This window comes from Amycolatopsis sp. PS_44_ISF1 (genome assembly GCF_032335455.1).
Classification (GTDB): domain Bacteria; phylum Actinomycetota; class Actinomycetes; order Mycobacteriales; family Pseudonocardiaceae; genus Amycolatopsis.
Genome location: NZ_JANUXO010000003.1, coordinates 175428 through 200682, shown reverse-complemented (window position 1 = coordinate 200682; position 25255 = coordinate 175428). Strand labels below are relative to the sequence as shown.

The following is a 25255-nucleotide window of genomic DNA, read 5'->3' as shown; positions in this document are numbered from 1 at the left end:
TGACGGACACGGAAGCGAACATGACCACTCTGGAGCCCGCGATCGCGGGACGGGACCACCTGGCCGCGCTGGAGTCGGAGGCCATCCACATCTTCCGCGAGGTGGCGGGCGAGTTCGACCGACCGGTGATCCTGTTCTCCGGCGGCAAGGACTCGACGTTGCTGCTGCACCTGGCGATCAAGGCGTTCTGGCCGGCGCCGGTGCCGTTCCCGCTGCTGCACGTGGACACCGGGCACAACTTCGACGAGGTGATCGAGTTCCGCGACCGGGTGGTCGAGCGCCACCACCTGCGCCTGGTGGTGGCGAAGGTGCAGGACTGGATCGACGACGGCCGCCTCGAAGAGCGCGCCGATGGTCTGCGCAACCCGCTGCAGACCACGCCGCTGCTGGACACGATCGCGGAGCACAAGTTCGACGCGGTGTTCGGCGGGGGCCGCCGGGACGAGGAGCGGGCGCGGGCGAAAGAGCGGATCTTCAGCCTGCGCAACGCGTTCGGCCAGTGGGAGCCGCGGCGCCAGCGCCCGGAGCTGTGGAACCTCTACAACGGCCGCCACCGCCCCGGCGAGCAGGTCCGCGTGTTCCCGCTGTCGAACTGGACCGAGGCCGACGTGTGGAACTACATCGCCCGGGAAGAGGTCGAGCTGCCCTCGATCTACTACGCCCACCGGCGCCCGGTCTACCAGCGGGACGGCATGTGGCTCACCGAAGGCCCGTGGGGTGGCCCCCGTCCCGGCGAAGCGGTCCGGGACCTGACCGTCCGCTACCGCACGGTGGGCGACGGTTCGTGCACAGGAGCGGTCGAATCCACGGCGGCTACGGTTTCCGAGGTGATCGCCGAGGTCTCGGCGTCCCGGCTGACCGAGCGCGGGGCGACGCGGGCGGACGACCGGATGTCGGAGGCAGCGATGGAAGACCGGAAACGAGAGGGTTACTTCTGATGTCCAGCCTCCTGCGCCTGGCCACGGCGGGCAGTGTCGACGACGGCAAGTCCACCCTGGTCGGCCGCCTGCTCTACGACACCAAGTCCGTCCTGGCCGACCAGCTCGACGCCGTCACCCGCGCTTCGGTCGACAAAGGACTGTCCACTCCCGACCTCTCCCTGCTCGTCGACGGGCTGCGGTCCGAGCGGGAGCAGGGCATCACCATCGATGTGGCCTACCGGTACTTCGCGACGCCCAAGCGCTCGTTCGTGCTGGCCGACACCCCCGGCCACGTGCAGTACACCCGCAACACCGTCACCGGCGCCTCCACCGCCCAGCTCGCCGTCCTGCTGGTCGACGCGCGCAAGGGCGTGATCGAGCAGACCCGCCGCCACGCCGCCGTCCTCGCCCTGCTCGGCGTCCCCCGGCTGGTGCTGGCGGTCAACAAGATCGACCTCGTCGGCTACGACGGAGCCATCTTCGCGGCGATCGCCGAAGAGTTCGCCGCCCACGCCGGATCGCTGGGCTACCCCGCCGCATCGGTCACCGCCATCCCGGTTTCGGCGCTGCAGGGCGACAACGTGGCCACTGGGTCCGGGCGGACCCCGTGGTATTCCGGGACCACCCTGCTGGAGCACCTGGAGCAGGTGCCGGTCGCCCCGGACCCGCACGAGGCCGCGTTCCGCTTCCCGGTCCAGTACGTCATCCGCCCCCGCACCCCCGAATACCCCGATTACCGCGGCTACGCCGGGCAGATCGCCTCCGGCACCGTGCGGCCCGGCGACGAGATCGTCGTCCTCCCGCACGGGATCCGCACGCGGGTCGAGCGCATCGACACCGCCGACGGGCCACTCGCCGAAGCCGGCGCCGGGGCGTCGGTCACCCTGCTGCTGACCGACGACGTCGACATCTCCCGCGGCGACCTCATCGCCGCGGCCGACCGCCCGCCCCGCGTCACCGACGAACTCACCGCCACCCTCTGCTGGCTCTCCTCCACCCCGGCGAAACCCGGCGCGCGCGTGCTGGTGAAACACGGCGCCCGCACCGTCCAGGCCATCGTCACCGGCCTCACCGCCCGCTTCGACGAGCAAACCCTGTCCAGTGTGGACTCACCCGGCACGCTGGCCCTCAACGACATCGGCCAGGTGGACATCCGCCTGGCCGAACGACTCGGGATCGACGACTACACCGACAACCCCCGCACCGGCGCCTTCCTGGTGATCGACCCCAAGGACGGCGACACCCTCGCCGCCGGGCTGGCCGGTGAACGGTTCCCGTGAGCACTCCCCTGGTGCCGGTCGCGCACGGCAGCCGCGACCCCCGTTCGGCCGCGACCGTGCGGGAGCTCGTGGAGCGCGTGCGCGAGCAGGCGCCGGGAACCGAGGTGCACGAGTCGTTCCTGGACCTTTCGGAACCGCTCGTCACCGACGTGCTGCGCCGGCTGCACCAGCGGGGGCACCGCCGCGCCGTGGTGGTGCCGCTGCTGCTGGGCAGCGCCTTCCACGCGCGGGTGGACCTGCCCGCGCTGGTCGCCGGGGTCCGGGCGGACTGCCCGGGCTTCGACGTGCGGGTGTCCGACGTGCTCGGCGTCGACCCGGTGCTGGAGCAGGTCGCACTCGACCGGCTGGCCGGGGCGGGCCTCGGACCGGGCAGCGGGCTGGTGGTGAGCGCCGTGGGCTCGTCCGACGCGGGCGCGAACGCGGCCGTGGCCGGTCTGGCCGCCCGGTGGGAGGCCCGGCTGGGGATCCCGGTGACCGAGGCGTTCGCCAGCGCGGCCGAGCCGGACGTGCCCTCGGCGGTCCGGCGGCTGCGGGCCCGCGGGGTGGGGCGGGTCGCGCTCGCGTCCTGGTTCCTGGCGCCCGGGCGGCTGCCCGACCGCATCGCCGCGCTGGCCCGCGAGGCCGATCGCGAGGTCTTCCTGGCCGAGCCACTCGGCCCGGACCCGCGCGTCGCCACCGCCGTGCTGCGCCGCTACGAAGCCGCCCAAAACCGCGTACCGGCCCGGTAGCGAGCGGCCGCGCCGGGCCCGGCGGACTCCGGTCGGGACCCTCGGCCGGACGCAGGTCACACCGGAGGAGCGCGCCGGTGTGCGAGGGTGATCGCATGGCTGACGAACTGGTGCACTACGACGTGGTGGGCGGCACCGCCACGATCACCCTCGACTCCCCGCACAACCGCAACGCGCTGTCCGCGCAGCTGCGCCGCGAGCTCAGCGCCGCCCTGGAGAGCGCCCGCGAGGACGACGCCGTGCGGGTGGTGCTGCTGACCCACACCGGTCCGGTCTTCTGCGCGGGCATGGACCTCAAGGAGGCCCGGGGCGCGGGCGCGGGGGCGCAGGGGGTCAACGAGTTCCCGAAGATCCTGGACCAGCTCTGGACCAGCCCCAAGCCGGTGGTCGCCCGGCTGGCCGGTCCCGCCCGCGCCGGCGGCATCGGCATGGTCGCCGCGTGCGACATCGCGGTAGCGGTGCCCGAGGCCACGTTCGCTTTCTCCGAGGTCCGGATCGGCGTCGTCCCGGCGATCATCTCGCTGACCGTGCTGCCGCGCCTGAACCCCCGTGCCGCCCACGAGCTGTTCCTCACCGGCGAGGTGTTCGACGCCCGCCGCGCGGTCGAGATCGGCCTGCTGAACGCCGCCGTCCCCGCCGGGGAACTGGACGCGAAGGCCGATTCGTACCTGAAGTCCCTGACCCTGGGCGGCCCCCGGGCCCTGGCCGCCACCAAGGCCCTGCTCAGCCGGCCCCGGCCGGCCACCCCCAGCGAGGGCTTCGCCGCGATGAACGAGCTGTCCACCGGCTTCTTCGCCGGCGAGGAGGGCCAGGAGGGAATCCTGGCCTTCGCCCAGAAGCGCAAGCCGAACTGGGTCCCCGCCGAGGACTGAGGCGCGCGGGTCCCGGGCCGTCACCGGCCCGGGACCTCGTTCAGGAGGCGGCCAGCACCACGGTCAGCCGCCGAGCCCCCAGGGTCGCGTCGGCGGCCAGCGCCCGCTGCGCGTCCGAAAGCACGCTGCGGATGGCCAGGTAGGCCTGGGGCTCCGCCCCGCGCAGCCGCTCGGACCCGGTCCAGATCAGCACGTGCTCCCCGGCCGGAAGCCAGGACAGGTCCGTCAGCAGGTCGTACAACGCGTCCAGATTGCGCCCGAAGTAGCTCGGGAAGGACATCGCCTCGGCGATCGCGTCCAGCGCCCCCGCCTTGTCCGGCGTCCGCCCGCCGTCGACCTGGTGCGGGTGCGCCCCCCGCGCGAGAGCCGCTTCCGCGGCGGCCTTCGCCTCGCTGCCCGCCGTCATCGGCCCGGGTCCACGACCACGAACGACGCGTAGTGGTCGCCGGTGTAGAACAGCTCTTTCGCCTGCCCGCTGACCAGCCGCCGCGGCCCGCGGTCGGGACTGCCGGGGGTCTTCACCGTGAACTCGTGGTAGTACCCGGACTGCCGGCGCGGCAGCACTTTCTCGCGGTTCTCGAACACCACCCCGTCGTTGCGGGGATACGGGTACGGCCCCCCGGACTGGATCAGCTTCCACGTGTCCCGCGCCTGGGCGGGCAGGCTGGACAGGGCCTGGACGCGCAGCCCGGAGTCGGCGCCGGGCAGCTTCGCCCCGGACGCGCCGCCGCTGGCCGAGCTGGAACTGCCCGGCGCCGGGGCGGGAGACGAACCGTCGAGGGCGTCCTTGACCAGCCAGCCCCCGAACACCAGGACCAGGAGACCGACGAGTGCGGCGGTGATCCGCCTGCGGTTGACCATGGTGGGTCAGCCTAGGAGGAGGGGCGGTCGTCGTCGTGAGCCGGGCCGAACCAGTGCGCCAGCCGCCCCACCAGCTTGTCGATGGCCCAGGCCGCGAGCAGGCACAGCGGCACCACCACGACCATCACCAGCACGAACTGCACCGGGAACCAGGCCTGGGCGAGCCACAGCTCGACCCCGTCCCACCAGTCGGCCAGCCCGTTCACCACGGGTGTGAGCCTACGCGCGCGGTGCTGCGCCGCCCCGCCCAGGGGCGGTAGGTTGCCCTCATGTTCGCTGTTTACGCGAAGGAACCCAACGCCGATTCCCCGCTCGACTCGCTGGTCGTCGGCGAGCGGCCGGAGCCCGAGGTGCCGCCGGGCTGGGTCCGCGTGCACGTCAAGGCGGCCAGCCTCAACATGCACGACCTGTGGACGCTGCGCGGGGTCGGGATCAAGCCGGACAAGTTCCCGATGATCCTGGGCTGCGACGGCGCCGGGACGCTCGACGACGGGTCCGAGGTCGTGCTGCACTCGGTGGTCAACGCCCCGGGCTGGCAGGGCGACGACACCCTGGACCCGAAGCGCTCGCTGCTCACCGAGGTCCACCAAGGCGCCTTCGCCGAGCAGATCGTGGTGCCGGCCCGCAACGTGGTGCCGAAGCCGGGCGGGCTGAGCTTCCCCGAGGCCGCCACCATGGGCACGGCGTGGCTCACCGCGTACCGGATGCTGTTCGTGAAGTCCGGGCTCCGGCCCGGCCAGACGATGCTGGTGCAGGGCGCCTCCGGCGGGGTGTCGACCGCGCTGATCGCCCTCGGCCGCGCCGCCGGGTTCCGCGTGTGGGTCACCGGCCGCAGCGAGGAGAAGCGCGCACTGGCCGAAAGCGTCGGCGCGCACCAGGCGTTCGAATCCGGCGCCCGGCTGCCGGAACGGGTCGACGCGGTGTTCGAGACGGTCGGCAAGGCCACCTGGGCCCACTCCCTCAAGTCGCTCAAACCGGGCGGGATCGTCGTGGTGTCGGGCGCCACCAGCGGACCGGACCCGTCGGCGGACCTGCAGCGGGTGTTCTTCCTGCAACTGCGCCTCACCGGGTCCACCATGGGCACCCGCGACGAGCTGGCCGATCTGCTGAGCTACCTCGACCTCAAGGGCATCAAGCCCCTGATCGGCCGCGAACTTCCGCTGGAAAACGCGGCCGAGGGCTTTCGCGCGATGCTCGACGGAGAGACCGCGGGCAAGATCGTCTTCACCCGCTGAGCCTCCTGGCCTGGGCCTTTCCGCCACGGATCGCCCAGGCCAGGGGGTTCTACGGGACGTCTGGTAAATCGTCAACACCCCTGGTTCGCAATCAGCTTGTTATCCGCGAAATTCCACCAGAAGTCGACCTTCGACGGTTAACCTGTAGGACATGACCGCGACGAAGCGGCCCGCCCCCGCTGATCGGGGCGGCCGGCCCAGTAGCGAACCGGATCCGGTGCGGGTCTCATTCCGGCGCTTCGCCGGAGTGCGCACCCGCGTGCTCGAGGTGGGCCCGCCGGTGGTCGAAGCCGAAGGCCCGAAGCGCATCCGCAAACGCGCGGCCGAAAAGCCCCGCGCGCCCCGGCTCGTCCTCCTCCACGGCTACTGCGACAGCGCCGACACGTGGCGTCCCGTCCTGGCCGAGTTCGCCGCGGCGGGATTCGCCGCGGTCGCGGTCGACCTGCCCGGCTTCGGCGAGGCGCAACCGCTGCGGCCCGGGCCGATCCTGCCGCAGCTCGACGCGTTCACCGCCGCCGTGGTGCGCGAACAGGCCGTGCTCGGCCCGGTGGTGCTCGCGGGCAACTCCCTCGGCGGCACGATGAGCCTGCGGGCGGCGCAGAACCCGCGGCTGCCGATCACCGGAGTGGTCTCGATCGCCGCGCCCGGGTTCCTCGACTCCTGGCTGGTCCGCGCGGTCGCGCGCAACCCGCTGCCGCTTCGCCTGTTCTCCGCGCTACCCGTGCCCGTGCCGGGTTTCGTGGTCCGCGCGGTGGCCGAGCAGGTGGTCCCGCGGCTGCTCTACGCCGACGCGGCCAGGGCCGACATCAGCCAGATCCGGCGGTTCACCGGGCTCTTCCCGGACTACCGCGCCACCACCGCCCGGCTCGAGGAGGCCCGTCAGCTCGTCGCCGAGCTGGCCGAGGCCTACCAGCTCGACCGGGTCCAGGTGCCGCTGCTCGTGGTGGCCTGCGGCAAGGACAAGCTGGTCACCTCCGCCTCCGGGCGGCGGCTGCACACCCTCGTACCGCACAGCCGGCTGCTGGTGCGGGAGGACTGGGGCCACTGCCCGCAGCTGGACGACCCGCCGGAGATCGCGGAGCTGCTCACCTTCTTCGCCGCCGGCGCGATCCGGATCACCGCCGCCCAGGACCGGGCCGAGGTCCCCACCGGGGTACCGGCGAACACCGAGACCGGCTGATCGGGCACCATCCGGTCCATCGCACCCGGCATCGGTGACAGGGGGGACAGCGCCTAGTACGGTGCGCTCCCAGAGCCCGTCGACCCGGGATCCGCTGGCAACCGCATGAGGAGACACCGATGTCCGCTCCCCGCATCCTGGGCACAGGTTCCGGGATATTCCGGCGCAAACCCATCGAGACCATCGACCCCAGCGCCGCCGGCGGTCTACAACGGACGCTCGGGCTCCGCCAGCTGACCGCGATCGGGGTCGGCGGCATCATCGGCGCCGGGATCTTCTCGCTCGCGGGCGCGGTGGCCAACAAGACCGCCGGACCGGCCGTGCTGATCTCGTTCCTGATCGCGGGCATCGCGAGCGCGGCCGCGGCGTTCTCCTACGCCGAGTTCGCCGGGCTGATCCCGCGCGCCGGCTCGGCCTACACCTACGGCTACGCGGTGCTCGGCGAGATCGTCGGCTGGTTCATCGGCTGGGACCTGCTGCTGGAGTACACCGCGATCGTCTCGGTGGTCGCCATCGGCATCTCCGGCTACTTCAACGACCTGCTCGGCTTCCTGCACATCTCGCTGCCGCAGTGGATGCTCGGCGCGCCCGGGACGGAACCGGCCGGGGTCGCGTCCGGCTCCTACAAGGTGAACCTGTTCGCCGTGCTGCTGTGCCTGATCATCGCGTTCGTGCTCAACCAGGGGATGAAGAACGCCGCCCGGTTCGAGACGCTGCTGGTGTACCTGAAGGTCGCGCTGGTGCTGCTGGTCATCGTGGTCGGCGCGTTCCACATCAAGACGGGCAACTACAGCAACTTCTTCCCGTTCGGCCTCAGCGGCGCGTTCACCGGGGCCGCGACGGTGTTCTTCGCGGTGTTCGGCTACGACGCGATGTCCACCGCCGCCGAGGAGTCCCAGGACTCCCAGAAGCACATGCCGAAGGCGATTCTGTACTCGCTGGCCATCTCGATGGTGCTGTACGTGCTGGCCTGCCTGGTGCTTACCGGCATGGTGAACTTCAAGGACATCGACCCCGAGAGCGCGTTCTCCAGCGCCTTCGCCTCCGTCGGCCTGAAGTGGCTGGGCGCGGTGATCGCGGTCGGCGCCATCATCGGCATCCTGACCGTGCTGTTCACCTTCCTGATGGGCGCCACCCGCGTCGGCTTCTCCATGAGCCGCGACGGGCTGCTGCCGAAGTGGTTCTCCGGCACCCACAAGACCCGCCAGGTGCCGCACCGGATGACCTGGGTGCTGGGCATCGCGTCCGCGGTGATCGCCGGCGTGCTGCCGATCGAGGAGGCCGCGGAGCTGACCAACATCGGCATCCTGCTGGCCTTCGTGGTGGTCTGCATCGCGGTGATCGTGCTGCGGTACAAGCATCCCGAGCTGCCCCGTACGTTCAAGACCCCGGGCATGCCGGTGGTGCCCATCATCGGCGTGGTGTTCTCGCTCTGGCTGATCACCTTCCTGCAGTGGCAGACCTGGGTGCGCTTCGCCGTCTGGTTCATCATCGGCATGGGCATCTACTTCAGCTACAGCCGCCGTCACTCGCTGCTGAACCGGCCGGTCGAGCCGCGTACGGAATCCACTTCGGACTGACCGGTTTCCTGGTGGGGCCGCCTCCGGATTTTTCCGGGGGCGGCCTTTTTCTGCGCGGTCCTCTTCCTGTGGTCCTCCGCGCGACTCTTCTCCTCTCCGCACGGCCCTTTCCATGCGGTCCTTCCGCGCGGCCCTCTTCGGTGCAGCCCTTCTCAGCGCGGCCCTTTTTCCATGCGGCCCTTTTCCATGCGGCCGTTCCCGTATGGCCCTTCTCCGCGTGGTCCTACCCCGCGGCCCTTCCCGCGTGGTCCTACCCCGCGGCCCTTCCCGTGTGGTTCTCCTCAGCGCGGCCCTCCAGCGCGGTCCTTTTCCACGCGGTCCTTCCCGCGCGGCTCCTCTCCGCGTGGTCCTCTCCGCGTGGTCCTCTCCGCGCAGTCCTTCTCCGCGCGGCCCTCTCCGCAGGGCCTTTTTCCGCGTGGCCCGGCCGGTTCGGGCCCGGTCCGCCATCGGCCGCACTCGGAGTTGCCGGTGCGCGGGTCAGCGGAGCCGGTCGAGCCGGGCCGCCGCGGTGCGGGCCTCGTCGCGGAGGCGGCCGAAGATCGTGGCCGCCGGGCCGCCGGTGGCCAGCGGATAGGCCTGGCCGGCCCACAGGGACATCGCCTCGGGGTCCCCGGCCTGGCCCGCGGCCGCGCGGACCGGCTTGCTGAGGTGGTGCAGCTGGGGGTACGCGGCCGGTGCGCCGACAGACAGGCTGCTCAGCACCCGGTTCACCAGCCCCCGGGCCGGCCGGCCGCTGAACGCGCGGGTGAACGCCGTCGCCCGGTCCCCCTCGGCCAGCACCCGGCGCTGCGTCGCCGCCGTCCCGGCCTCGTCGGCCCGCAGGAACGCCGTGCCCAATTGCGCAGCAGACGCCCCGGCGGCGAGCACGGCCGCGACGTCGGCGCCGTGCACCAGCCCACCCGTCGCGATCAACGGCACGCTCGTGCGGGCACCGATCAGCCGCAGCAGCGAGAGCAGGCCGTACACCTGGCCGCCGGCCGGGTCGGCCGCGTCGTCGGTGAACAGCGCGCGGTGCCCGCCCGCCTCGAAACCCTGCACCACCAAGGCGTCCGCACCGCGCGCAACGGCGATGTCGGCCTCCTGCGGACTGGTCACGGTGACCACGACCCGCCCGCCCGCCTCGTGCACCCGGCCGGCTTCCGCCGTCGTCGGCGCCCCGAAGGTGAACGACACCACGGGCACCCGCTGGGCCACCACCAGGTCGAGCTTGGCGGAGTACTCGTCGTCGTCCCAGTGCGGCTCCCCCGGCTCGACGCCGTAACGCCGCGCCTCGACCTGCATCCGCTCGCGGTGCGCGGTGAGGTCCACCTCCGACCGGCCGCCCGGCACGAAGAGGTTGACGCCGAACCGCCCGCCGGTCCGACGCGCCGTTTCATCGACCTTGGCCGCGAGTGCCTCCGCCGTGAGGTACCCCGCGGCCAGAAACCCGAAGCCACCGGCCGAGGTCACCGCGGCGACCAGCTCGGGCGTGGTCGGACCACCCGCCATCGGCGCCACGATCACCGGGAATTCAAGGTGTTCGAACATGCCCCGAGCCTAGCTCGCAGGATGGGACGCACACCGGCCGAGAACGCGTGAGGGGTTAGGCTTAGTCATGACCGCTGACCTCAAGCACACCCGCGCGCTCGCCGGGCAGGAGAACGGGCTCGCCACCATCTCCACCGTCCGCGCGGACGGCACCGTGCACTCCTCCGTCGTGAACGCCGGCCTGATCGACGACCCGGTGTCCGGCACCCCGTCCCTCGGCTTCATCGCCCGCGGCGACGCCCGCAAACTGACCCTCCTCCGCCGCGCCGGCAACGCGACGATCACCTTCCGCCGCGGCTGGGACTGGGCCTCGGTGACCGGCCGGACCCACCTGATCGGCCCGGACGACCCGACCCGGCCTTCGACCCCGCCGGTCTGCCGGACCTGCTGCGTGCGGTCTTCCAAGCCGCCACCGGCACCCACGACGACTGGGCCGAATACGACCGCGTAATGGCCACCGAACGCCGTGCCGCGGTCTTCGTCAGCGCGGACCGCATCATCCGCAACCGCTGAACCGGCTCCCCGCCCAGGCGACCGGCCGCTAGACCCACCGCCAACTCACACCACCGACCACCGACTCGACCGGCCACCCGGGGACCACCGCCGCATCCACCGGCAACCTGGGGACCACCGACTCGACCGGGGACCCGGGGACCCGGGCTGCAATCGCTCGCAATCCGGCCACCACCACCGCGTCCACCAGCGACCCGGGCATCGCCCCGCAGGCACCAACCGCCGCAACCACCCGCAACCGGGGCACCGCCAAACGGGCGCCAACCGCCCAGCTACCACCGCCCGTCCACTCGCAACCCGGGCACTACCCCAGCGGGCACCAACCCCAGCGTTCACCAGCAGCCCGGCTACCACCGCCACGTCCACTGGCAGCCCAGCCACCAACCACCGCGTCCACCAGCGACTCGGGCACCAGCCCAGCGGCACCCGAAACCTGCGCACCGACCGTCGCGTCCGCCGACAGGGGGACCTCCGACAAGGGCCGGTCCCCGCCTCCACCTCCCATTTCGCACGACCTTCCCCGATCAGAGGAGGCTGGACACCAGCACGAGAACAGTCACCGGCACCGCGGCTCTCCCACCATGACTGTGCGGACCCGGTCCACTTCGGCCCGCACAGTCATGGCGCTGGACAGCCGTCGCCCCAACCCTTGGCCCCCAGCCCGCGGACCGCCCTCAGCCGAGGCGGCCGAGCAGTTCCGAGGGCACCACGCGGACCGGGAAAGGATTGCGGGCCTCGAACACCTCGTCGACCGCGGCCTTCGCCACCTGCTGGTAGACGCCGTCGCCGTCGAGTTCGAACACGGCCAGCGCCGGTTCCACCGGGTCGACGACCCAGTAGCTCGGCACACCGAGGCGCTCGTAGACCGCCTTCTTCGTGTTCAGGTCGTGGATGGCGGTGCTGGGCGAGAGCACCTCGACCGCGAGCACCGGTGGCTCCGGGAGGTCCTGCTCGGTGAACCCCTCCCCGCGCCCGACCAGCAGGTCCGGCTGCAGCTCGAGGTGGTCGCCGATGCGCACCGCGAACGGGGCCCCGGCGACGAAGTACCCGAGTGGGCAGGCCGCGTCCAGCACGGGATACAGCCGGTAGGCGATGGTCTGGTGTCTCAGCCCGGGTGCGGGGCTCACGACCAGCACCCCGTCGATGAGCTCGCGGCGGCGGCCGTCATCCGGCATCTCCTCGAGGTCGCGCACCGTCATGGGACCCGCCCCCTCGGGACGCCGGGTGTCCGTCATGACCGTCATGGTGCTCTCCTTCCGTCGGTCACACCAGAGGAGACCAGGTGGCACCGACAGGAAAGCCGCCCGCGGCGAGGCGGGCGGCTTCCTTCACTCGAACGTGTGGTCGACTCGGCTTACTTCTTGCGGTTCCCGTTGTCCTCAGTGGACAGTGCCGCGACGAACGCCTCCTGCGGCACCTCCACGCGGCCCACGGTCTTCATCCGCTTCTTGCCTTCCTTCTGCTTCTCCAGCAGCTTCCGCTTCCGCGAGATGTCCCCGCCGTAACACTTGGCGAGCACGTCCTTGCGGATCGCGCGGATGGTCTCGCGCGCGATGATCCGCGAGCCCACCGCCGCCTGGATCGGCACCTCGAACTGCTGGCGCGGGATCAGCTCGCGCAGCCGCGTCGCCATCCGGTTGCCGTAGGCGTACGCGGCGTCCTTGTGCACGATGGCGGAGAAGGCGTCCACCGTCTCGCCCTGCAGCAGGATGTCGACCTTCACCAGTTCCGAGGCCTGCTCGCCCGCCTCTTCGTAGTCCAGCGACGCGTACCCGCGCGTCCGCGACTTCAGCGTGTCGAAGAAGTCGAAGATGATCTCCGCGAGCGGCAGGTTGTAGCGCAGCTCCACCCGGTCCTCGGACAGGTAGTCCATGCCGAGCAGCTGCCCGCGCTTGGTCTGGCACAGCTCCATGATCGTGCCGACGAACTCCGCCGGCGCCAGGATGCTCACCTTGGACACCGGCTCGAACACGTCCGAAATCTTCAGCCCGGACGGCCAGTCCGACGGGTTGGTGACCACGACCTCGCTGCGGTCCTCCAGCACCACCCGGTAGACCACGTTCGGCGCCGTGGAGATCAGGTCGAGGCCGAACTCGCGCTCCAGCCGGTCGCGGGTGATCTCCAGGTGCAGCAGGCCGAGGAAGCCGCAGCGGAAGCCGAAGCCCAGCGCCACGGAGGTCTCCGGCTCGTAGGCCAGCGCGGCGTCGTTCAGCTGGAGCTTCTCCAGCGCCTCGCGCAGCTCCGGGTAGTCCGAACCGTCCACCGGGTACAGCCCGGAGTAGACCATCGGCTTCGGCTCGCGGTAGCCCGCCAGCGCCTCGGTCGCGCCGTGGCGCTCGGAGGTGACGGTGTCGCCCACCTTCGACTGGCGGACGTCCTTCACACCGGTGATCAGGTAGCCCACCTCGCCGACGCCGAGGCCCTTGCTGGGCTTCGGCTCGGGCGAGATGATCCCGACCTCCAGCAGCTCGTGCGTGGCGCCGGTGGACATCATCCGGATCTTCTCGCGCGGGGTGATCCGGCCGTCGACCACCCGGATGTAGGTCACCACGCCGCGGTAGGTGTCGTAGACCGAGTCGAAGATCATCGCCCGCGCGGGCGCGGCGGAGTCGCCGACCGGCGCCGGGACCTGCTTGACGACCTCGTCGAGCAGCGCGTCGACGCCCACGCCGGTCTTGGCCGAGACCCGCAGCACGTCCTCGGGCTCGCAGCCGATGATGTGCGCGATCTCACCCGCGTACTTGTCCGGGTCGGCCGAGGGCAGGTCGATCTTGTTCAGCACCGGGATGATGGTGAGGTTGTTCTCCAGCGCCAGGTACAGGTTCGCCAGGGTCTGGGCCTCGATCCCCTGCGCCGCGTCCACCAGCAGGATCGCCCCTTCGCACGCTTCGAGCGCGCGGGAGACCTCGTAGGTGAAGTCGACGTGGCCGGGGGTGTCGATCATGTGCAGCACGTGGTCCTGCCCGCCCACCTGCCAGGGCAGGCGCACGTTCTGCGCCTTGATCGTGATGCCGCGCTCACGCTCGATGTCCATCCGGTCGAGGTACTGAGCGCGCATCGCCCGGGCCTCGACGACACCGGTGAGCTGCAGCATGCGGTCCGCCAGCGTCGACTTGCCGTGGTCGATGTGGGCGATGATGCAGAAGTTGCGGATGAGCTCCGGCGGCGTGAAGGTGGTGTCGGCGAACGTCTTGGGCGCTGTCACTCGTGGGGTCCTCGGGAACGTCGATCGGGGTTGGCCACCTTCCATGGTCCCATGGAGCTCCGGGTGCGGGTGGGGGTCATCCCCGATGCGAGCCGGCCGTGACTCGTGGTGACCTCGAATCATGAGCATTCCGCATCAGCCCGCGCCGGCTCCCCGGACCGCCACGGGCACTCTCGACACCGCGTTCGACCGGGCGTTCGGCCACCCCGCCGGCCTGCTCGGGCGCCTCGGCGGGTGGGTCATGGCGCGCGGCAACGCCGGCACCGAACACCGCGTCGTCGACCTGGCCCGGCTGGAACCGGACGAGATCGTGCTGGTCGTCGGCCCGGGTCCCGGCATCGGCCTGGACGCCGCCGGACGGCTGGCGGGCGAGGTCATCGGGGTCGAGCCCTCGGCCGAGATGCGCGCCCTGTGCCTCGAACGCTGCGGCAACCGCGTGGAGCTGCGCGACGGCTCGGCCGCCCGCACCGGCTCGGCCGACGCCTCCGCCGACGTGGTCCTGACCGTCAACAACGTGGAGCTGTGGGAGGACCGCGCGGCCGCGTTCGCCGAGCTGTTCCGGGTCCTGCGCCCGGGTGGCAGGATGCTGCTTTCGGCGCACGAGAAGGGGCTGCCGGTGTCCCGGCACGAGCTGGCCGACGAGGCCGCCGCCGCGGGCTTCACCGACCTCCAGACCTGGACCTGGCAGCCCCCGGGCTTCGCCCCGCTGGCCGCCCAGCTCAAGGCGGTAAAGCCCGCTTGACCGCCCGCCCGGCTAGCGCGGGTCGGTCCGCAGCGGATGGCCGGGAGGCACCTCCACCAGCACGATGCGCGTGCCATCGGGGTCTTCGATCCAGGCCTCGTCGAGCCCCCACGGCTCACGCTGCGCTCCGCGGACCGGGATGACCCCCCGCCCGGACAGCTCGGCCAGCGCGGCCGGCAGGTCACGGACCTGCAGCCACAGCGCTACATCGGGCGTCGGCCCGGCCTCGGCCCGCCCGACCACCTCGATCGACCCGCCACCGGCGAAGAAGACCATGCCCCCGGGGAACTCCTTGTCGATCGCCAGCCCCAGCGTGTCGCGGTAGAACGCGGTGGTGGCCTCCAGGTCGCGGGGGTGGATCAGCACCCGGCTGCTCAGTACTTCCATGACTACTGCCTACCCGAGCGGCTCAGGCCACCGCAATCGCGGCGATCCCGGCCAGCACCACCAGCGAGCCGATCAGCCGGCGCACGGCGTTGCGCTCGCCGAGCATCAGCCACGCGGCGACCCCGCCGACCACGATCGACAGCTCCCGCGCCGGGGCCACCAGGCTGACCGGCGCGATCCGCAGCGCGTAGAGCACCAGCAGGTATGCCGCCGGTGAAAGCAGCCCGACGATCAGCACCTCCTTGCGGTGCTCCTTCCACAGCCGGCCGGCTTCGGCGCGGCCCCGGTAGGCCGTGCGGGACAGCAGCAGGCTCTGCCCGACCGCGCCGCCGCCGAAGTAGACCAGCGGCGGGACGCCCAGCGTCGTCACGGAGTGGGCGTCCCACAGCGTGTACGCGGCGATGGTGGCGCCGGTGAGCACGCCGTAGAAGACCCCGGCACGACGCGCGGCCCGGTCCGCCGTACCGCCGCCGACGCTGATCACCAGCACCCCGGCGATCACCAGGAACGCGCCGATCAGGCCGAGCACCCCGGGGTGCTCGTTCAGCACCAGTACCGCGAAGAGCACCGACAGCAACGGCCCGGTGCCGCGCGCGAGGGGATAGACCAGGGAGAGGTCGCCGACGGCGTAACCGCGCTGGAGGACGATGCCGTACGCGATGTGCATCACCGCCGTGACCGCGGCGGCGACCAGCCAGCTCCACTGTGGACGCTCGGGCTCGATGGCCAGCGCCACAGCGATCACCGGCAGCATCACGACGGCGGAAACGGTGTTGTAGAGCCAGACGAATCGCGGCCCGCCGAAGGTGACGCGCTTGGCCGCGAGGTTCCACACCGCGTGCAGGAACGCGGCGACCAGGACGAGGGACAGAGCTGTGGTGTTCACCGGACCCCTTGGGCGTCTTCCGCGCGTGCGGAAGACCGGGTCCTCCAGGCTTTTGTCCCGTCAGATGAACGGCAGGCCATCTTGACCCGCCGACGGTGCCGCTCGGACCAGTCCCCCCGGCCCTCGTTGTGGGGTGGGCCCGCGCGGGGCGGGCCGCGGGCCGGTCGGCGGAACCCTAGGCACTAACGTCTCCCACCGTAGCCGAACCGGCGCCCGCGGGCCGCCTGCGGGCGCCCGGAGCAGGGCTGTTAGCATTTCCCACTGTTGCCGTGCGGCATTCCGTCCTGGAGGAAACCCGGCCGTGCCCACTCGATGGGCGCTCGGGGCCACTTTCGATCTTCGACGCGGCAGCACCCTCACCGAGACCGACCTAGGAGCGCCCCCATGGCCAACATCAAGTCCCAGATCAAGCGCATCACCACCAACGAGAAGGCCCGCCAGCGCAACCTGTCGATCCGCTCCTCGGTGAAGACCGCGATCCGCAAGTTCCGCGACGCCGCCGACTCCGGCGACAAGGCCAAGGCCATCGAGGCCCAGCGCGACGCCGCGAAGAAGCTGGACAAGGCCGTGACCAAGGGCGTCATCCACGCCAACCAGGCCGCGAACAAGAAGTCCGCGATCGCGAAGCGCGTGAACTCGCTCTGATTTTTCTCCGGAAAAGGGCCCGGTGACCAGTGGTCGCCGGGCCCTTTTCGTGCGTTCACCGGTCACCGGTCGGCCGGGATCGGAAACCTGGGGAGCGCCTGCGGCCGGTAGCTCTCCGCGCTGGGCGGTGGACACCCTGCGGACAGGACCGATCTGAGCCGGGGGCGGGCCGCTCATCGGCGAGCAGATCGGGAATCGACCGAAGGCGAGCAGCGCGCAGCCGCAGACGACCGGGCTCCGTTGATGAGCGGGCTGCGCGATTGCCGAGTCGTCGGCCCGGCCCACCCAGCTCGACCCCATCCGGACCAGCCAGTCCAGACCGGCCAAGCCCAGTCAGCCCGATCAGGCCCCACCAGTCCGGCCCGGTCAACCCGGTGAGCCAGACCAGGCCAACTCGGTATGCCAACTCGGCCAGCCTCGGCCCAGCCGATCCGGTACGCCAGCCCGGGCAGTCCCAGCCCAGCCGCCGGCTCGGGCAAGTCCCTGCCAGGCCGGGCCCGGCAGCCCGGCCGAGGCCCCGGCCCAGCCAACCCGGCCCGACCAACCCGGCGCGACTACCTCGGTAAGTCAGCCCGACCGGACCAAGACCAGGCAGCCCGCTGAACCAGCCCGGCCGAGCCCTGGCCCAGCCAGCCCGACAAGCCAGCCCGGCCAGACCAAGCAGCCCGGTACGCCAGCCCGGCCGATCCTCGCCCAGCCAACCCGGCGCGGCTAACTCGGTAAGTCAGCCCGGCTAGGCAAAGCCCGGGCAGCCCGGTGCGCCAGCGCGGCCGAGCCCCGCCCCAGCCAGCCGAAATAGCCCGGTCGACCAGCCCGGTCGGGCTCAGCCCAGCTCACCCCGATGGCCCGGCCAGGCCCACCCGGCTCGGCACGACCGGCTTGGCCGGGCGGTGAAGCGGATCGGGCCGCTCGGGTCGGACGGATCAGCGTTCGCCCTTGGCGGCGACCACGTCGGTGACCGCGCGTTCCAGTGCGTAGCCCGCGTCGGCGGCGGCGCCCTTGACCTCGGCGTTCAGGCGGGCCACGACGCGCATCGCGGTGGCGAGGCCGTCCTGGCCCCAGCCGCGGGACTGGCCCTGGGCCTTGCGGATCTTCCAAGGCGGCATGCCCAGCTCGCCGGCCATCTGGTTCGGGTTGCCGCGGCCGGCGGCCGAGACGCGGGCGATGGTGCGGACCGCGTCGGCCAGCGCGTCGGCCACCAGTACGTGCGGGACGCCCAGCTGCATCGCCCAGCGCAGCGACTCCAGCGCCGCCCCGCGGTCGCCTGACACGGCCTTCTCCGCGACTGCGAAGCCGGTCACGTCGGCGCGGCCGGTGTGGTAGCGGCGGACCGCCTGCTCGTCCACCACGCCCCCGGAGTCGGCGACCAGTTGCGTCGCGGCGGAGGCCAGCTCCCGCAGGTCCGAGCCGACGGTGTCGAGCAGGGCCATCACGCCCGCGGCGTCGATCTTTCCGCCGGAGCGGCGCACCTCGTTGCGCACGAACGCTTCGCGCTCGGCTGGTTTGGTCAGCTTCGGGCACTCGATGATCTCCGCGCCCGCCTTTTTTAACGCCGCGGGAAGCGCCTTCGCCGCCTTGCTGCGGCCTCCGCCGCTGTGCACGACCACCAGCACGATGCCTTCCGCCGGCGAAGCGATATACGCCAGCACGGCGTCGGCCAGGTCTTGGGAGATGTCCTGCGCCGAATCGAGCACGATCACCCGCCCTTCACTGAACAGCGAAGGGCTCACCAGCTCGGCCAGCACCGGCGGTGTGAGTTCGGACACCCGGTTACGGGTCAGGTCGGCCGTGGGATCGGCCGTTCTTGCGGCGTCCAGCGCGGCCCGGACGGCCCGTTCGATGAGCAGTTCTTCCTCGCCGAGGACGAGCTGGAGCGGCGCGGGGGCGATGGTCACCGGGCCATCCTCTCACCCGTCCGGCGGCCGGGCCGTCCCGGTGAGGTGGGCGGCCACCATGGCACGAGGCGATCACCATGTCGTACGGTGTAGCCGAGGCAGCGCCCGGCAGGGCCGCGCCGACAACCGAATACCGCTCATCCAGAGGGGCAGAGGGAACGGCCCGACGAAGCCCCGGCAACCGGCGTACAGCCTGTCATCCCGCGATCGCGGGATAGCTGACGACCACGGTGCCAATTCCGGCCCGCTTCGGCGGGGCAGATGAGGAAAGGAACCTCGTGATGACCGTTACCCTCGGCAAGACCTCCGCCGGCAAGACCGTGGACCTGGGTCCCGCCGTCGAACTGGTGTCGAAGGAAGAGGGCCACCGGCAGCCGCTCGCCCCGGAATTCGTCTCCGCCGAGGACTTCTCCCCGCTCGAGGTCGCCTACGATTTCGGCCGCGTGCGCCGCGAGGACATCGAGGCCGGGCCGAACAACATCTGGCGCTACAAGAAGCTCCTCCCCGTCCCCTCGAACGTCGAGGAGATCCCCAACACCGAGCCCGGCGGCACCCGGCTCGTCCGCGCGGACCGGCTGGCGAAGGCCCTGGGCCTCAAGCGGGTGTGGGTCAAGGACGACACCGGCAACCCGACGCACTCGTTCAAGGACCGGGTGGTCGCCGTCGCGCTGGCCGCCGCCCGCGAGTTCGGTTTCGAGGTGCTGGCCTGCCCCTCCACCGGAAATCTGGCCAACGCGGTGGCCGCCGCGGCCGCGCGGGCCGGCTGGCAGTCGGTCGTGCTGATCCCGAAGACCTTGGAGCGCGCCAAGATCCTCACCACCGCGGTGTACGACGGCGCGCTGATCGCGGTCGACGGCAACTACGACGACGTCAACCGCCTCGCCACCCAGCTGGCCGCCGAGCACGCTTCGTGGGCGTTCGTGAACGTCAACGTCCGCCCCTACTACTCCGAGGGTTCGAAGACGCTCGCCTTCGAGGTCGCCGAGCAGCTCGGCTGGCGCATCCCCGAGCAGATCGTGGTCCCGATCGCCTCCGGCTCGCAGCTGACCAAGGTGGACAAGGGCTTCCGCGAGCTCGGCCAGCTCGGCCTGGTGGAAGCCAGCCCGTACAAGGTGTTCGGGGCCCAGGCCACCGGCTGCTCCCCCGTTTCGGCCGCCTTCCGCGCCGGCCACGACGTGGTCCAGCCGGTCAGGCCGGACACCATCGCCCGCTCGCTCGCGATCGGCAACCCGGCCGACGGCCCGTACGTGCTCGACGTGGTCAACCGCACCGGCGGCTCGATCGAGGACGTCAGCGACGAGGAGGTCGTCGAGGGCATCCGGCTGCTCGCCCGTACCGAAGGCATCTTCACCGAGACCGCAGGCGGTGTCACCGTCGCCACCGCGAAGAAGCTGGTGGAGACCGGCAAGCTCGACCCCGACGCCGAGACCGTGCTGCTCATCACCGGCGACGGTCTCAAGACGCTGGACGCCATCGAGAACCATGTCGGCCCGAAGGCAACCGTTCCCCCGTCCGCCGAAGCGGTCAGCCAGGCACTCGGCTTCTGAGTCTTGGCCCCGCGCGTTCGTGCGGGCCAGCCCCAGCGTGAAGCCCGGCTGGGCCGGAGACGAGACCTCGGTCTCCAGCCCAGCCCGGGTCTGCCGCGGCGGGGAGCCCGCTAACGGGGTGGCCCACGGGGCTCGCCCCGGCGGCTGACCGAGGGTCCGTCGGTCCCGGGCAGGACCGCGGTGTCACCGTCCACATCGGTCCGGGTCACCAGCGCGCCCAAGGTCTTCAGCACGTCCATAGTGGACTGGCTCGGATGACCGTAGCTGTTGCCCGCGCCCACGCTCACCAGCGCCGCCCGCGGTGCCGCCGCCGAAAGGAAGCCGGGCAGGGAGAACCTCGATCCGTGGTGCGGCACCTTCAGCACGTCGGCCCGCAGGTCTGCTCCTTCCGCCAAGAGATCGACCTGCGCCGCCAGCTCCACGTCACCGGGCAGCAGGACCCGGCCCGCCGGGGTCTGCGCGCGGAGCACCACCGAGCTGTTGTTGATCATCGTGCCGTCCTGAAGCGCGGGCGAGCGCGCGGTGACGTAACGCGGGCCGAGCACGTCAAGAGCGAGCCCCGGCCAGGACAACCGCTGTCCCTGGCTCAGTTCCAGCAGCGGCACACCGTGCTGCGCCGCCTCGCGTGAGACCTGCTGCCACGCCCAGCCCGGCGCACGGCCGGGCCCGACCGCGATCGCCCCGACGGCCCGGCCCTCGAACACCGACGACAGCCCGCCGACGTGGTCGGCGTGCAAATGGGAGAGCACTACCAGCGGTACCCGGTCGATTCCGAGCCGTCGCAGGCATTCGTCGACCGGCCCGGGCTCGGGCCCGGTGTCGACGACCACCGCCCGCCCGGGCTCGGCCGTGGCCAGCACCAGGGCGTCGCCCTGCCCGACATCGCACTCCACCATGGCCCAGCCCGGCGGCGGCCAGCCCGGCGCCAGCACCCGGGCCGGCACGACGGTCAGCAGCACCGCGACCAGCACCACCGCGACCAGCAGTCGCATCCGCCGGAACCGCAGCGCGAAGACCACGACCACCAGCAGCGCGGCCGCGCACAGCCCGCCCCACCAGCCGCCGGGCCAGGCGAGCGCGGCTCCCGGCGCACGGGCGCCGTGCCGGGCCACGGTGATCAGCCAGCGTGCCTCCGGGTCGGCGAGGTGGACCAGCAGCCGCCCGGCCCCGGGCCACCAGGGGCCGACGACGGTGGCCAGCACGCCGAACACCGTCACCGGTGCCACCACCGGCGCGGCCAGCACGTTCGTGACCACCGAAACCAGGCTCACCGTGCCCGCCATGCCCGCGATCACGGGAGCCGTGACGACGAACGCCGCGAGCGGAACCGCGAGCCCCTCCGCGTACCCGGCCGGGATTCCCTTCCGGACCAAGGAGTCCGCCCACCGGGGCGCGAGCAGGACCAGCCCCGCGGTCGCGAACACGGAGAGGGCGAAGCCGAAGTCCGCGGCCATCGCCGGGTCCCACGCCACGAGCAGGCACACCGTGAAGGCAAGCGCAGGCAGGGCAGACCCGCGCCGGCCGAGCGCCAGCGCGAGCAGCCCGACCCCACCCATCAGCCCAGCGCGAAGCACACTCGGCGCCGGGCCGACGAGCACGAGAAACCCGAGCAGGCAAGAACCCGCCGCGAACGCCGACAGCCGCGGACCTGCGCGCAGCAAGCGGAACAGCAGGAGGACCGCGCCGCAGACGACGGCGACGTTTCCGCCGCTCACCGCCATCAGGTGGGTGAGCCCGGACTCCTTGAACTCGCGCTCGATCTGAGGCGGGAGTGTGCTCGTGTCACCCAGTACGAGGCCCGGCAGCAGGCCCGCGGGTTCGTCTGGAAGGACGGTGCACAACTGGTGCAAACCGGATCTCAGCGCCGCGGCCGCACGTTGCCACCAGGGCGCCTCGCCGATTTCGGCCGGGGCGTCGCGCACGAACAGCACCGCCACGGTGAGGTCGCCGCCGCGCGCCGGGTCCAGCCGCCCGGACACCGTCACCCCCTGCCCGGGTAGCAAGCCCGCCCACCCGGCCGTGGGCGCGAGCACCAGCAGGCGCCCGCTGGAGGCAACCGGTCGACCGTCCACTGTGGCCGATCGCACCAGGGTTTCGACGACCACGGAACGGGTTCCCGCCTGCTGGTCGGCGTATCCCGCGCGGTGGATCGGCCGCGGCCGTTCGCTGACCTCCACCCGCACCACCGCGGTTCGCCCCTGCCGCGCCTCCGTCCCGAGCGCGTCCCGCTCAGCCGCCCGGATCCGCAGCGCGCTGGGCCCGGCCACGATCAGCCCGAGCAGCAGGAGTGCGCCGGCGGCTCCCAGCCACCGCGACCGGCCTCGCACCAGCAGGACCACCGACAGGACCACCGCCACCGCGCCGGTCGCCAATGCGGCCCACCAGCCCAGCCGCAGCCCGGCGAGCGTTCCACCCCAGGCGGCCACCGCGGCCGGAACCAGGCGCAAGTCCGGGTCTCGCCAAGCCGGGACGACCTCGGGCCCGGTCATCCGACGCTCACCTGCTCCCGCAGCTTGTCGAACTTGCTCGCGCCGATGCCGTCGACGTCGCGGAGCTGTTCGACACTGGCGAAGCCGCCGTGTTGGGTGCGCCAGTCGACGATGCGCTTGGCCGTGACTTCGCCGACCCCGGGCAGGGTGTCGAGCTGCTCGGGGGTGGCCGAGTTGAGGTCGACCTTCCCGGGGGACGCAGCGGCGCCGGCCGCGCCGGAGGGGGCCGCCGCGGTCACGCCGACCGCCAGTTGTTCGCCGTCGGTGAGCTTGCGGGCCAGGTTGAGGCCGGTCAGGTCGGTACCCGGCACGGCGCCACCCGCGGCGCGCACCGCGTCGTCGACCCGTGAGCCGGACGGGACCTTGATCAGCCCGGGGTTGCGCACGTGACCGACCACGCTGATGACGAGCTTTCCCGAGCTGGGGGCCGAGACCTGCGCCCGGGCGGGTGGCAGTGGCGGCGGCGCCTCCGCGGCGGGTGTGCTGCCGCCGAAGATCGCGACTCCAGCCAGGGCCAGGGTCACCACGGCTGCAAGCGCCGCCGCGACGAAGACCCAGCGACGTCCAGAAAGAGCGGGCAGGGCACGTGGGCCGGGGAGGGTGGGAAGGCCGGGCAGGACGGGATGGGCTCGCAGGCCGGACCGGCCGGGGAGAGAGGTCCCGGCCGGCAGCCAGCGACGTACGAGCCGGCCACCGGGCCCGGCCGTCGTCGGGCCTGCGGCCAGCTGGTCGGCCAGCCAGGCGAACCTGGCATTCACGGGGGAGCCCGGATCTCGGGCGGTCTGCTCGAACACACGATCGACGTTAGGGCGGGGTGTCGGTGGGGTGCGAGGTCTGAGGGCCGGGGTTGTGGACAACCGGTCTGCTGGGGACAACTCGGCCCGGGGTGGGGTTCGGGTGCGGTTTTTGTCGGTGTGGGGTGAGAGGCTCGACGGCCGGGGCTTTGCCGGTGGATGCGGGTGGACCACGGCAGGACGGCTTGACTGCAGTGACTCGACGCCGCCGCGCGGAACTGGTCAGCGGGTTCCGGGGTGGCGGTCCGGATCGGCGTGGCCCGGGTTTCGGCCGGGCACCGGGCGGCTGCGGGCCAGTGGCCGACTTGTTGTGGTGAGGAGCGGGCTGTCTAGGGCAGACCAGTCGTGATGAGAGGCGAACCGAACGGTCACATAGGCAAGCGGGCTTCACTAAGAAGCCCGCTGAACCACCACACCCAGCACGCCCGGTCCGGTGTGCGCGCCGATCACCGCGCCGACCTCCGAAACGACGCACCCGCCCGAGCAGCCCGGGATCTTCTCCTCCAGCCGGTTCGCCAGTTCGACGGCGCGTTGCGGGGAAGCGAGGTGGTGCACGGCCAGTTCGACCGGTCCGTCGCCCGCGGCCTGGACGGCCAGCTCCACCAGGCGGCCCATCGCGCGGTTCATCGTGCGGACCTTCTCCAGGGGCAGGATGCGGCCATCGGCCATGTGCAGCACCGGTTTCACCGCCAGCGCGGTGCCCAGCAGCGCCGCCGCCGGGCCGATCCGGCCGCCGCGACGGAGGTGTTCGAGGGTCTCCACGACGAACAGCGTCGACGACCGCCGGGCGGCGTCGACGGCGGCGGCCTCGACCGCGGCCGGAGAACCACCGTCGGCGGCCAGGGCCGCGGCGTGCAGCGCGGCGAAACCCAGGCCCATCGCCGTGGTGCGCGAGTCGACCACGCGCACGCGGTCCTGGCCGACCTCCTGGGCCGCCAGCACCGCGGCCTCCCAGGTGCCCGACAGCTCCCGGGAGAGGTGCACGGACACCACCGAATCCGCGCCCGCGGCCAGCGCCGCGCGGAACTCGGCGGCGAACTCGGCCGGCGTCGGCCTCGACGTGGTGACGATCTTGCGCTCCCCCAGCGCCTCCGCGAGCGCGATCGGGCCCATTTCCTCGCCGTCCAGGGAAACCGCGCCGTCGACGAGGACGTGCAGGGGCACCACCCGTACCGCGTGCCGTTCGGCGAAGCCTTCGGGCAGGTGGGCGGTGGAGTCCGTGACCACGGCGACCGACACGCCGTCAGCCTACGTCGCTCAGCGCCGGGGCCATCAGTTCCGCCATCGCCGCGCCGACCGCCGCGTGGCCGGCCCAGCCCCAGTGCATGCCGTCCGGGTTGCCCGCGCCGCTCAGCACGTGCTCGCCGACGACACCGGCGAGGTCGAGCAGCGGGACTTCGGCCCGCGCGGACCACGAGGCCATCGCCGTCTCCGCGCCCGGACGCGCGGTGTGTACGCCGCCGTACGCGTCAGCGCGGTGCACCGACGGCAGCATTCCGAAGATCGGCAGGTCCGGCCGCAGTGCGCGCAACGCGATCACCGCCTGGTCGAGGTAGTGCACCGTCAGCTTCGCGGGCAGGACCGCCGGACGGCCACGCAGCGCGATGGAGAGCTTCGGCTGCGCGGCGAGGTAAGCACCCCGGACAACCCGGCGCACGCCGTCCGGCCGCAGGTAGCGCAGCCCCGTGCGCAGGTAGGTCGGCAGTGGCGAGGGCAGGGTGTCCATGCTCCCGATCGCGAGTACCACGACGTCGACCCGGGGCAGGTCGGCCCACACGCGCGGATCCCCGGTCAGCGCCCACCAGACGTCGCGGGCGGTCCAGCCGATGCCCGCGACCAGGTCCGATCGACCGCCCAGACCGGTGGCGGCGACGTTCGGCCACAGGCGCGGCTCGTCCGCGGGACAAGGTCCTTCGGGACCGTGGAAGCTCAGTGAATCCCCGAAGACGAGCAGGTGTGGCGACATCGG

The 25255-nt window shown here is 72.1% G+C and carries 23 protein-coding genes, 1 pseudogene and 1 riboswitch; of the genes and pseudogenes, 11 read left to right on the top strand and 13 right to left on the bottom strand.

Translation table 11 applies throughout. The annotated features are described in order from the left end of the window. The first annotated feature begins 20 nt into the window (after window positions 1-20). The 4 genes from cysD (at window position 21) to NYF13_RS27250 (ending at window position 3800) form a co-directional block, all read left to right on the top strand. Window positions 21-938 carry a sulfate adenylyltransferase subunit CysD gene (gene cysD / locus NYF13_RS27265; protein WP_315660616.1) on the top strand — a complete coding sequence of 306 codons (918 nt, stop codon included), beginning with the start codon at window positions 21-23 and terminating at the stop codon, window positions 936-938. Beyond that, window positions 938-2200, top strand: a complete 1263-nt coding sequence (locus tag NYF13_RS27260; protein WP_315660615.1) for a GTP-binding protein — start codon at window positions 938-940, stop codon at window positions 2198-2200. Before cysD ends, NYF13_RS27260 begins: the two co-directional genes overlap by 1 nt. After that, on the top strand, window positions 2197-2928 hold the full coding sequence (locus tag NYF13_RS27255; protein ID WP_315660613.1) for a sirohydrochlorin chelatase: 732 nt from the start codon (window positions 2197-2199) through the stop codon (window positions 2926-2928). Before NYF13_RS27260 ends, NYF13_RS27255 begins: the two co-directional genes overlap by 4 nt. A 95-nt stretch (window positions 2929-3023) precedes the next feature. Next, a complete protein-coding gene (locus tag NYF13_RS27250) occupies window positions 3024-3800 on the top strand; it encodes an enoyl-CoA hydratase-related protein (RefSeq protein WP_315660612.1) in 777 nt (258 codons plus the stop codon). A 40-nt stretch (window positions 3801-3840) separates the two neighbouring features. Here the strand turns inward: NYF13_RS27250 and NYF13_RS27245 are convergent, their stop codons facing one another. Genes NYF13_RS27245 through NYF13_RS27235 form a run of 3 tightly spaced genes read right to left on the bottom strand, consistent with a single transcriptional unit; the run spans window position 3841 to window position 4870 of the window. Beyond that, on the bottom strand, window positions 3841-4206 hold the full coding sequence (locus NYF13_RS27245; RefSeq protein WP_315660611.1) for a barstar family protein: 366 nt from the start codon (window positions 4204-4206) through the stop codon (window positions 3841-3843). Next, the gene (locus NYF13_RS27240) at window positions 4203-4661 is read right to left on the bottom strand and encodes a ribonuclease domain-containing protein (protein ID WP_315660609.1); all 459 of its coding nucleotides are present in this window, start codon (window positions 4659-4661) and stop codon (window positions 4203-4205) included. Before NYF13_RS27240 ends, NYF13_RS27245 begins: the two co-directional genes overlap by 4 nt. An 11-nt stretch (window positions 4662-4672) precedes the next feature. Then, complete coding sequence (locus NYF13_RS27235) at window positions 4673-4870, bottom strand: hypothetical protein (RefSeq protein ID WP_315660608.1); 198 nt, start codon at window positions 4868-4870, stop codon at window positions 4673-4675. Between the two features lie 60 nt (window positions 4871-4930). Here NYF13_RS27235 and NYF13_RS27230 point away from each other — a divergent pair, with 60 nt between their 5' ends. From NYF13_RS27230 to NYF13_RS27220, 3 genes are all read left to right on the top strand, one after another. Then, window positions 4931-5896 (top strand): zinc-binding dehydrogenase, encoded by a 966-nt coding sequence (locus NYF13_RS27230; RefSeq protein ID WP_315660607.1) that lies wholly within the window; start codon window positions 4931-4933, stop codon window positions 5894-5896. Between the two features lie 151 nt (window positions 5897-6047). Beyond that, window positions 6048-7076 (top strand): alpha/beta fold hydrolase, encoded by a 1029-nt coding sequence (locus NYF13_RS27225; RefSeq protein WP_315660606.1) that lies wholly within the window; start codon window positions 6048-6050, stop codon window positions 7074-7076. Window positions 7077-7195: 119 nt separating this feature from the next. Next, window positions 7196-8656 (top strand): amino acid permease, encoded by a 1461-nt coding sequence (locus tag NYF13_RS27220; protein ID WP_315660605.1) that lies wholly within the window; start codon window positions 7196-7198, stop codon window positions 8654-8656. Between the two features lie 477 nt (window positions 8657-9133). Here NYF13_RS27220 and NYF13_RS27215 read toward each other — a convergent pair whose 3' ends face one another. Continuing rightward, window positions 9134-10183 carry a nitronate monooxygenase gene (locus NYF13_RS27215; RefSeq protein ID WP_315660604.1) on the bottom strand — a complete coding sequence of 350 codons (1050 nt, stop codon included), beginning with the start codon at window positions 10181-10183 and terminating at the stop codon, window positions 9134-9136. A 67-nt stretch (window positions 10184-10250) separates the two neighbouring features. On the opposite strand from NYF13_RS27215, the pseudogene NYF13_RS27210 reads away from it, so the two are divergent. Continuing rightward, window positions 10251-10696 (top strand): annotated as a pseudogene (locus NYF13_RS27210) (pyridoxamine 5'-phosphate oxidase family protein). 674 nt (window positions 10697-11370) lie between these two features. Here NYF13_RS27210 and NYF13_RS27205 read toward each other — a convergent pair. Together NYF13_RS27205 and lepA are read right to left on the bottom strand one after the other, a co-directional pair. Next, on the bottom strand, window positions 11371-11940 hold the full coding sequence (locus NYF13_RS27205; RefSeq protein ID WP_315660603.1) for a Uma2 family endonuclease: 570 nt from the start codon (window positions 11938-11940) through the stop codon (window positions 11371-11373). Window positions 11941-12050: 110 nt separating this feature from the next. Then, window positions 12051-13946 (bottom strand): translation elongation factor 4, encoded by a 1896-nt coding sequence (gene lepA, locus NYF13_RS27200; RefSeq protein WP_315660602.1) that lies wholly within the window; start codon window positions 13944-13946, stop codon window positions 12051-12053. Window positions 13947-14022: 76 nt separating this feature from the next. Here lepA and NYF13_RS27195 point away from each other — a divergent pair, with 76 nt between their 5' ends. Next, the gene (locus NYF13_RS27195; protein ID WP_315660601.1) at window positions 14023-14643 is read left to right on the top strand and encodes a class I SAM-dependent methyltransferase; all 621 of its coding nucleotides are present in this window, start codon (window positions 14023-14025) and stop codon (window positions 14641-14643) included. A gap of 12 nt (window positions 14644-14655) precedes the next feature. On the opposite strand, the gene NYF13_RS27190 is transcribed toward NYF13_RS27195, so the two are convergent. After that, complete coding sequence (locus NYF13_RS27190; RefSeq protein ID WP_315660600.1) at window positions 14656-15030, bottom strand: VOC family protein; 375 nt, start codon at window positions 15028-15030, stop codon at window positions 14656-14658. A gap of 22 nt (window positions 15031-15052) precedes the next feature. Further along, a complete protein-coding gene (locus NYF13_RS27185; protein ID WP_315660599.1) occupies window positions 15053-15916 on the bottom strand; it encodes a DMT family transporter in 864 nt (287 codons plus the stop codon). A gap of 384 nt (window positions 15917-16300) precedes the next feature. On the opposite strand from NYF13_RS27185, the gene rpsT reads away from it, so the two are divergent. Continuing rightward, entirely contained in the window at window positions 16301-16561 is a 261-nt protein-coding gene (gene rpsT / locus NYF13_RS27180; RefSeq protein WP_315660598.1) for a 30S ribosomal protein S20, read from the top strand. Window positions 16562-17484: 923 nt separating this feature from the next. Here the strand turns inward: rpsT and holA are convergent. Beyond that, complete coding sequence (gene holA, locus NYF13_RS27175) at window positions 17485-18456, bottom strand: DNA polymerase III subunit delta (protein ID WP_315660597.1); 972 nt, start codon at window positions 18454-18456, stop codon at window positions 17485-17487. 134 nt (window positions 18457-18590) lie between these two features. After that, a riboswitch (SAM riboswitch) is annotated at window positions 18591-18724 on the top strand. A 13-nt stretch (window positions 18725-18737) separates the two neighbouring features. On the opposite strand from holA, the gene thrC reads away from it, so the two are divergent. Then, entirely contained in the window at window positions 18738-20003 is a 1266-nt protein-coding gene (gene thrC, locus NYF13_RS27170; RefSeq protein WP_315660596.1) for a threonine synthase, read from the top strand. A gap of 110 nt (window positions 20004-20113) precedes the next feature. Here thrC and NYF13_RS27165 read toward each other — a convergent pair whose 3' ends face one another. From NYF13_RS27165 to octT, 4 genes are all read right to left on the bottom strand, one after another. After that, window positions 20114-22492, bottom strand: a complete 2379-nt coding sequence (locus NYF13_RS27165; protein ID WP_315660595.1) for a ComEC/Rec2 family competence protein — start codon at window positions 22490-22492, stop codon at window positions 20114-20116. Beyond that, on the bottom strand, window positions 22489-23286 hold the full coding sequence (locus NYF13_RS27160; protein WP_396287722.1) for a helix-hairpin-helix domain-containing protein: 798 nt from the start codon (window positions 23284-23286) through the stop codon (window positions 22489-22491). Before NYF13_RS27160 ends, NYF13_RS27165 begins: the two co-directional genes overlap by 4 nt. A gap of 390 nt (window positions 23287-23676) precedes the next feature. After that, complete coding sequence (locus NYF13_RS27155; protein WP_315660593.1) at window positions 23677-24525, bottom strand: DegV family protein; 849 nt, start codon at window positions 24523-24525, stop codon at window positions 23677-23679. Window positions 24526-24529: 4 nt separating this feature from the next. Continuing rightward, complete coding sequence (gene octT, locus NYF13_RS27150; protein ID WP_315660591.1) at window positions 24530-25252, bottom strand: diglucosylglycerate octanoyltransferase; 723 nt, start codon at window positions 25250-25252, stop codon at window positions 24530-24532. Between the last annotated feature and the right edge of the window lie 3 nt (window positions 25253-25255).